The following is a 6,683-nucleotide window of genomic DNA, read 5'->3' as shown; positions in this document are numbered from 1 at the left end:
GCTTGATGAAAGAGGACTCCTCGATCATCGAGAGCAAGGTGCCGATCCTCGGCGACATCCCGGTTCTGGGCTATCTTTTTAAGTACCAGAATCGATCCAACAAGAAGACCAACCTGGTGATCTTCCTCACGCCGTACATTATCAAGGACGCCCGCGACCTCGAGGCGGTCACCCGCTTGCGCCACCAGCAGTTCGAACGCTTCCGCGAGGTCAACAGCGTGCCGCCGCGTCAGGGCGACCCACTGCCCGACCCGGCAACCTTCACGCCCAGTCCGGACGAACCGACCGGATCGCCGTACGAAACGATCGAGCCCGGCGTTCCCAGCGACGAGCAGGTTCTGCACGAGAACCTCGAGGACCCGGAACAGGGCGACAAATACGACGACGCAACCGACGATGAATCTGCTGGGCAGCCCGAACCCGATGCAACGCAAGACGATGACGACCGGCAGCAGGACGACGGCGCATAGACCATGAAACGCAATCTGGCCCAGATTCTGCAGCAGCGCGAGGTACTCACGGTCGCGCAGGTCGAGCAGGCCCGCGCCTACAGCGACGAGAAGGGACTGAGCTTTGCCCGGGCGGTTGTCAAGCTCAAGCTGGCCCGCGAGGTCGAGGTGCTGCGCGCCTGGGCCGAGCTGATCGGCCTGCCGTTCAGCGAGACCCTGCCCGACGAAAACATCGACCCGCTGCTGCTCAACCAGGTGCCGATTCAGTTTGCCAAACGTGCGTTGCTGTTCCCCTATGCGCGCGAGGATGGGCTGGTCAAGGTCGCCACGGGCAACCCGCTGGAGGTCAGCGCGCTGGACGACCTGCGCCAGATGCTCGGCGCCGAGCTCGAGCTGCTGGTGATGCCGCCATCCGAAGTGGTCAACGCGATCAACCTGGCCTACGACAGGGCCTCGGAATCCCAGGCCGAGGACGTGATGGACGACCTGGAGAAGACCGAAACCATCGAGGACATCAACCTCGAGGACGAGATCCGCGACATCATCGACTCGGACGACGAGGCCCCGATCATCCGGCTGGTCAACTCGCTGCTGTACAAGGCGATCAAACAGCGCGCCTCGGACATCCACATCGAGCCGTTCGAGAACGAGATGGCGGTGCGCTTCCGCATCGACGGCGTGCTCTACGAGATCATCAAGCCGGCCAAGCGCTTCCAGCAAAGCATCATCAGCCGCGTCAAGATCATGGCCAAGCTCAACATCGCCGAGAAGCGGCTGCCCCAGGACGGCCGGATCCGCATCAAGATCGCGGGCAAGGACATCGACATCCGCACCAGCGTGATCCCCACGGCCCACGGCGAGCGGGTGGTGATGCGCCTGCTGGACAAGAGCGCCGTACACCTCGACCTAACCGATCTGGGGATGCTCGGCGACACCCTTAAGGAGTTCGCCAAGCTGATCCGCAAGAGCCACGGCATCCTGCTGGTCACTGGGCCCACCGGCTCGGGCAAGACCACCACGCTCTACGCGGCGATCACCACGCTGAACAAGCCCGACGTCAACATCCTGACCATCGAGGATCCGATCGAGTACGAGGTCAAGGGAATCGGCCAGATGCAGGTCAATCCCAAGATCGAGCTGACGTTCTCCTCGGGTCTGCGTCACTTCCTGCGCCAGGACCCGGACATCATCCTCGTGGGCGAGATCCGCGACGTCGAGACCGCCGAGATCGCGGTCCAGGCCTCGCTAACCGGCCACCTGGTGTTATCGACCCTGCACACCAACGACGCCTCCGGCGCGATCACGCGACTGCTGGACATGGGGGTTGAGCAATTCCTGGTCTCCAGCTCGGTAATCGGGATCATCGCCCAGCGCCTGGTGCGCGTGCTTTGCCCGGACTGCCGCGAGGCCTACAAGCCCGAGCCGGGCGAAATCGCCAACCTCGGTCTTAAACCCGAGCAGGTCGGCGACGCGCAATTCTACCGACCCACGGGCTGCGAGGAGTGCATGGGCACCGGGTTCCGCGGCCGTACCGGGATCTACGAACAGCTGGTGATCGACGATCAGCTGCGGCGGATGGTGATGAGCAACGTCGACTCGTCCACGATCAAGCGCACGGCAATCCAGAACGGCATGCACACCCTGCGCGACGACGGCGCCCGCAAGGTGCTCTCCGGAATCACCTCGGTCTCCGAGGTGCTGCGCGTCACCCAGGAGGATCTTCTCTAGTGCCGGTCTTCTCCTATCGCGGACTGAACAGCGCGGGAAAATCGGCCAGTGGAATCGTTGACGCCGAATCAGCCCGCGCCGCGCGGGCCAAGCTGCGCCGCGACGGAATCTTCCCTACCAACCTCAAACAAGAGAACGTACGCAATCCCACGCGCTTCACACTCAAGACCAACGTCCGCGAGCTTCTAATGCGCGTACCGGCCGACGACCTTTCGCTGGCCACGCGTCAGTTCGCAACCCTGCTCGGCGCAGGCATCCCGGTCTCCGAGTCCCTCGGCGCGCTGGCCGAACAGATCGAGAACGAGCTGCTGCAAAAGATCGTCAGCCAAGTCAAACAGAAGGTAAACGAGGGGCAGAGCCTGGCCAAATCGCTGGCCGAGCACCCGGCGGTGTTCTCCGACCTGTACGTCAACATGATCAGCGCCGGCGAGAATTCGGGCACGCTGGAAATCGTGCTCGAACGCCTGGCCGAATACATCGAGGGCCAGGTCGAGCTGCGCGCCAAGATCCGCGGCGCCCTGCTCTACCCGATAATCCTGACCTTCGTCGGCCTGGGCGTGCTGGCGATCATGGTCTTCTGGGTGCTGCCCAAAATCGGCACGGTGTTCGCAGCCACCGGCCGCGCCCTGCCGCTGTTGACGCGGATGCTGCTGGGCACCAGCGCGTTTCTCACCGACTGGTGGTGGGCGCTGCTGATCGTGGTCGCGGCCGCGGCCTGGCTGGTGCGCCGCTGGCTGCAGACCGACGAGGGACGCGAGCGCTTCGACCGCTTTGCGCTGCGCGCGCCGATCTTCGGCCAACTGACGCGCAAGGTGATCATCGGCCGCTTCACACGCACGCTGGCCACGCTGCTCAAGGGCGGCGTGCCGATCCTGGCGTCGCTGGACATCGTGAGCAACATCATCACCAACGTGATCATCCGCCAGGCGGTGGAGACCGCGCGCGACTCGATCACCGAGGGGACCAGCATCGCCGGGCCGCTGAGTCGCAGCGGCGTGTTTCCCCCGCTGGTGACGCACATGATCATGACCGGCGAAAAGACCGGCGACCTCGAGGGAATGCTGCTGCGCGTCTCGGACTCCTACGACAAGGAGGTCGAGCGCGCGGTGAACAACCTGACTACCGTACTCGAGCCGGTGATGATTTTGCTGATGGCCGGGTTTGTGGCCTTCATCGCCCTTTCGCTCGTGGTTCCGATCCTACAGATGACTCAGGGTCTAAAGTGAGGAGATCGATAAAATGACTCGACACGACCATTCGATTGACGACAAGCAGGCCCGCATGCTCGCGCAGTCCCGGCGCGAGGCGGGCTTTACTCTGCTGGAGGTGATGGTCGTGCTGATCATCATCGGCCTGCTCGCCGGAATCGTCGGCGTGGCCGTGATCGGCCGCGTCGAGGACGCGCGAATCCAGACCGCGCAGACCCAGATCGCCAACCTCAAGTCAGCCCTCGACCTCTACCGGCTGGACAACGGCTTCTACCCGGACACCGAGCAGACGCTGCAGGTGCTGGTCGCGCCGCCGACCAGCGGCCGGATTCCGATGCGCTGGAAGCCCGGCGGATACCTCAATTCCAACTTCCTGCCGCTCGATCCGTGGCAGATGGATTATCTGTATCTCAACCAGGGCGGAATGGCCGTCGTGTTCTCGGCCGGGGCGGACGGCGTGCCCAACACCGAGGACGACGTCTTCGGACAGTAGCAGCATCCGCTGGGCTCGACCTTTAAGGCGAGGACACGGATCAATGAACATGCCGGGCGGCAGTCGCAAAAACTCGGGCTTCACTCTGCTCGAGGTATTGATCGTACTGCTGATCTTCGCGCTGGTGATGACCGTGGTCTACCCGAGCCTCAGCCGCGTGTTCGACGTACAGTTCAAGAGCTCAACGCGGATCCTCGCCGGCACGGTGCAATACGCTTTCAACCAGGCCGCGATGCAGAAGAACTACGTGCGCCTGCACTACAACATCGACACCAACGAATACTGGATCACCACTTTGACCGAGACCGGCGAATTCCTCGAGGACCCGCTGTCGATCATCGGCCGCACCCAACTGCCGGTGGGCGTACGCTTCGAGGACGTGGTCACGCTGCACGCGGGCAAGATCGACGAGGGCGAGACCACGACGATGTTCTTGCCCACGGGCATGGCCGAACCCAGCGTGATCCACATCGCCAGCGAAAGCGGCGAGGTGTTTACCTTGATCGTCAAGCCGCTGTCGGGCCGCTGCGAGATCCTCGAGGGCTACATCGATCTCGAGGGCATGGAGCAGACGCCGTGAGTCGCCGCGGAGGCTTTACCCTGCTCGAAGTGATGGTGGCGATCGCGATCATGGCCACGGTGATGGTCGCGCTGCTGCAAAACCACGCGTTCTCGATCAGCCTTTCCGAGAGCGCGCGCAACCAGACCCTGGCCGCCCAATTGGCGCGATTGAAGATCACCGACATCGAGCTGCTGGGCTACCCGCCGCTGGAAGACGACGAGGGCGATTTCGGCGAACTGTTCCCCGGCTTCACCTGGCGGGTCGAGGTCGACGAGAGCTTCTTCCCCGACGTGCGCGAGGTGCACCTGCTGATCCTCTGGCAGGAGGGGCCCTCCCCGCGCGAGCTGGACTTACTGTACTTCATCGCCGACACCGGCCCGTTCCCCAACGACGGCCAAGATAAGGGGCTGGGCATCCCCGACGACGACGACGGCGACGGCGACGGTGCGTTCGGCGGCGGCGGGATCAACGACGCGGGAACTCCGGTAAGCGAGGCTCCGCCGGAAAGGGCGCTGTGAGTCGCGCGGGCTTCACTCTACTCGAGGTAATGGTCGCGCTGCTGGTGCTGGGCTTGGTCACATCCACGGTGTTCGCGATCTTCAGCACCACTGTGGATTCCAAGGCACGGGTCGAAGCCTACAACGAGATGTACCAGACCAGCCGCCAGGTGCTCGACCGCGCCCAGCGCGAACTGAGCCTGGCCTTCCTCAGCCCGTCGCGTCAGGCCAATCCCACGCTGTTTTTGGGCGAGGACGCCGAGCTTCGGGGCTATCCGATGGACAGCATCACCTTCACCAGCTTCTCCCACGTGCCGATGGGCGTGGACAACCGCGAGAGCGAGGAGTGCGAGCTGAGCTACTTCGTGATCGAGGACAGCTCCAACGAGGTGCGCTACCTGATGCGCCGCGAGGACGGCAGCCTCGACCTCGACCCGCTTGAGGGCGGCGTGACCTACGAGATGGCCCCCGATATTCGCGGGATCAACTTTCGCTTCTGGGACGGCAGCAGCTGGCACGATTCGTGGGACAGCCGCGAGGCCGAGTCCGGAATGCAGCTGCCCTACGCCGTGGAGCTGACGCTGATCCTTCCCGGCCTGGACGACCGCGACGAGGTCTTTCAAAGCCGCACCGTACTCAAGCTGGCCGAGGCCCACGAGGAACTGCGATGAGCCGCGGCCCGATCGATCCGCGCAGCCAAAGCGGCGTGGCGCTGATAATGGTGCTGCTGATAATCGCCATCCTCTCGATCCTGGTGCTCGAGTTTCATTTTAACGCGCGGGTAAATTTCGCCATCGCCAACAACATTGCCGACGATCTGCGCGCCAACTACCTGGCGCTCAGCGGTATGAACGTGGCCGGCAAGTTCCTGGTCGAGGACTACAACGACAACAAGTACGACCACCTGAACGAGGATTGGGCCATGCCGCTGCCGCCGATCCCCATCGGCGACGGGATGGTAACGGTGCAGATCGTCGATGAGAACAGCAAGCTCAATCTCAACCGGCTGGTCAGAACCTCGGGCAGCATCAACAAGCGGACCCAGGACCAGCTCGCCGCGCTGTTCGTCAGCCTCGATATCGACCCGGCGCTGGTCAACCCGATCATCGACTGGATCGATCCGAACGACCAGGACGTGGTCTCCGGTGTCTACGAGGACTCGGCCTACGGCTACTCGCAGATGACGCCGTCGGTCCAGCCGCGCAACGGGCCGATGAGTTCGCTCAGCGAGCTGCGCCAGGTCGCCGGATTCAACGACGAGATTTTCAGCAAGGTCGAGCCGTACGTGACGATCTTCGGCGGCAGTCGGATCAACATCAACACCGCGCCGGTGGAGGTCCTCGCCGCGTTGATCGAGTCGATCGAGCCCGGGACCAGCGGCGACTGGGCCGACGTGATCGTCGAATCGCGGGCCGAGAAGCCGTTCAAGAAAAAGAACATCCGACGCGACCTAAAACGGTTGGGATTGCCCAGCAACCTGGCGCGCCAGTTGAACAAAGCCTGCACGGTAAAAACCCGAACGTTCAACATCAAGGTTATTGCGACCACCAACGAGACGACCAAGGTTCTAAACGCGGTGCTGGTGCGCCAAAAGGACCGTGTAGACTTGGTCTATCTCAGGACGATTTAAGGGGCGGCCCGAATGCGGCGCGGATCGCGCTCGATCGGCCATCTCTGCTGGTTTGACAGCATAACTAACGTCTGTTACAGGGGTGCCCTGGATCGCCCTGATCAGAGTTGATTGGA

At 63.1% G+C, this 6,683-nt stretch carries 8 protein-coding genes; all 8 read left to right on the top strand.

The genetic code is table 11. The annotated features are described in order from the left end of the window. Positions 1 to 470 (top strand): hypothetical protein (locus P9M14_14125; GenBank protein ID MDP8256883.1); only part of this gene is annotated, 470 nt, incomplete at its 5' end. A 3-nt stretch (positions 471 to 473) separates the two neighbouring features. Next, positions 474 to 2,177 carry a type II secretion system ATPase GspE gene (gene gspE, locus P9M14_14120; protein MDP8256882.1) on the top strand — a complete coding sequence of 568 codons (1,704 nt, stop codon included), beginning with the start codon at positions 474 to 476 and terminating at the stop codon, positions 2,175 to 2,177. Further along, positions 2,177 to 3,403, top strand: coding sequence for a type II secretion system inner membrane protein GspF (gspF, locus tag P9M14_14115; protein ID MDP8256881.1), 1,227 nt, complete (start codon positions 2,177 to 2,179; stop codon positions 3,401 to 3,403). The genes gspE and gspF overlap by 1 nt, the downstream gene beginning before the upstream one ends. Positions 3,404 to 3,416: 13 nt before the next feature. Further along, positions 3,417 to 3,878 carry a type II secretion system major pseudopilin GspG gene (gspG, locus tag P9M14_14110; GenBank protein MDP8256880.1) on the top strand — a complete coding sequence of 154 codons (462 nt, stop codon included), beginning with the start codon at positions 3,417 to 3,419 and terminating at the stop codon, positions 3,876 to 3,878. A 43-nt stretch (positions 3,879 to 3,921) separates the two neighbouring features. After that, complete coding sequence (locus tag P9M14_14105; GenBank protein ID MDP8256879.1) at positions 3,922 to 4,458, top strand: prepilin-type N-terminal cleavage/methylation domain-containing protein; 537 nt, start codon at positions 3,922 to 3,924, stop codon at positions 4,456 to 4,458. Continuing rightward, the gene (locus P9M14_14100; GenBank protein MDP8256878.1) at positions 4,455 to 4,958 is read left to right on the top strand and encodes a prepilin-type N-terminal cleavage/methylation domain-containing protein; all 504 of its coding nucleotides are present in this window, start codon (positions 4,455 to 4,457) and stop codon (positions 4,956 to 4,958) included. The genes P9M14_14105 and P9M14_14100 overlap by 4 nt, the downstream gene beginning before the upstream one ends. Then, positions 4,955 to 5,608, top strand: a complete 654-nt coding sequence (locus tag P9M14_14095) for a type II secretion system protein GspJ (protein MDP8256877.1) — start codon at positions 4,955 to 4,957, stop codon at positions 5,606 to 5,608. The genes P9M14_14100 and P9M14_14095 overlap by 4 nt, the downstream gene beginning before the upstream one ends. Further along, positions 5,605 to 6,567: a type II secretion system minor pseudopilin GspK gene (gene gspK / locus P9M14_14090; GenBank protein MDP8256876.1), complete on the top strand. Its 963-nt coding sequence runs from the start codon at positions 5,605 to 5,607 to the stop codon at positions 6,565 to 6,567. Before P9M14_14095 ends, gspK begins: the two co-directional genes overlap by 4 nt. The last annotated feature ends 116 nt before the right edge of the window (positions 6,568 to 6,683 follow it).

Origin of the sequence: Candidatus Alcyoniella australis, assembly GCA_030765605.1 — a bacterium.
In the GTDB taxonomy this organism is placed as follows: domain Bacteria; phylum Lernaellota; class Lernaellaia; order JAVCCG01; family Alcyoniellaceae; genus Alcyoniella; species Alcyoniella australis.
The sequence above is the reverse complement of the archived record's forward strand: the minus strand, read 5'-3'. Positions and strand labels throughout refer to the sequence as shown.

What these genes read in the sequence shown, in the direction of transcription:
- P9M14_14105 (MDP8256879.1), top strand. Translation starts at nt 3,922, where the DNA reads ATGAACATGCCGGGCGGCAGTCGCAAAAACTCGGGCTTCACTCTGCTC.
- gspE (MDP8256882.1), top strand. Translation starts at nt 474, where the DNA reads ATGAAACGCAATCTGGCCCAGATTCTGCAGCAGCGCGAGGTACTCACG.
- gspK (MDP8256876.1), top strand. Translation starts at nt 5,605, where the DNA reads ATGAGCCGCGGCCCGATCGATCCGCGCAGCCAAAGCGGCGTGGCGCTG.
- gspG (MDP8256880.1), top strand. Translation starts at nt 3,417, where the DNA reads ATGACTCGACACGACCATTCGATTGACGACAAGCAGGCCCGCATGCTC.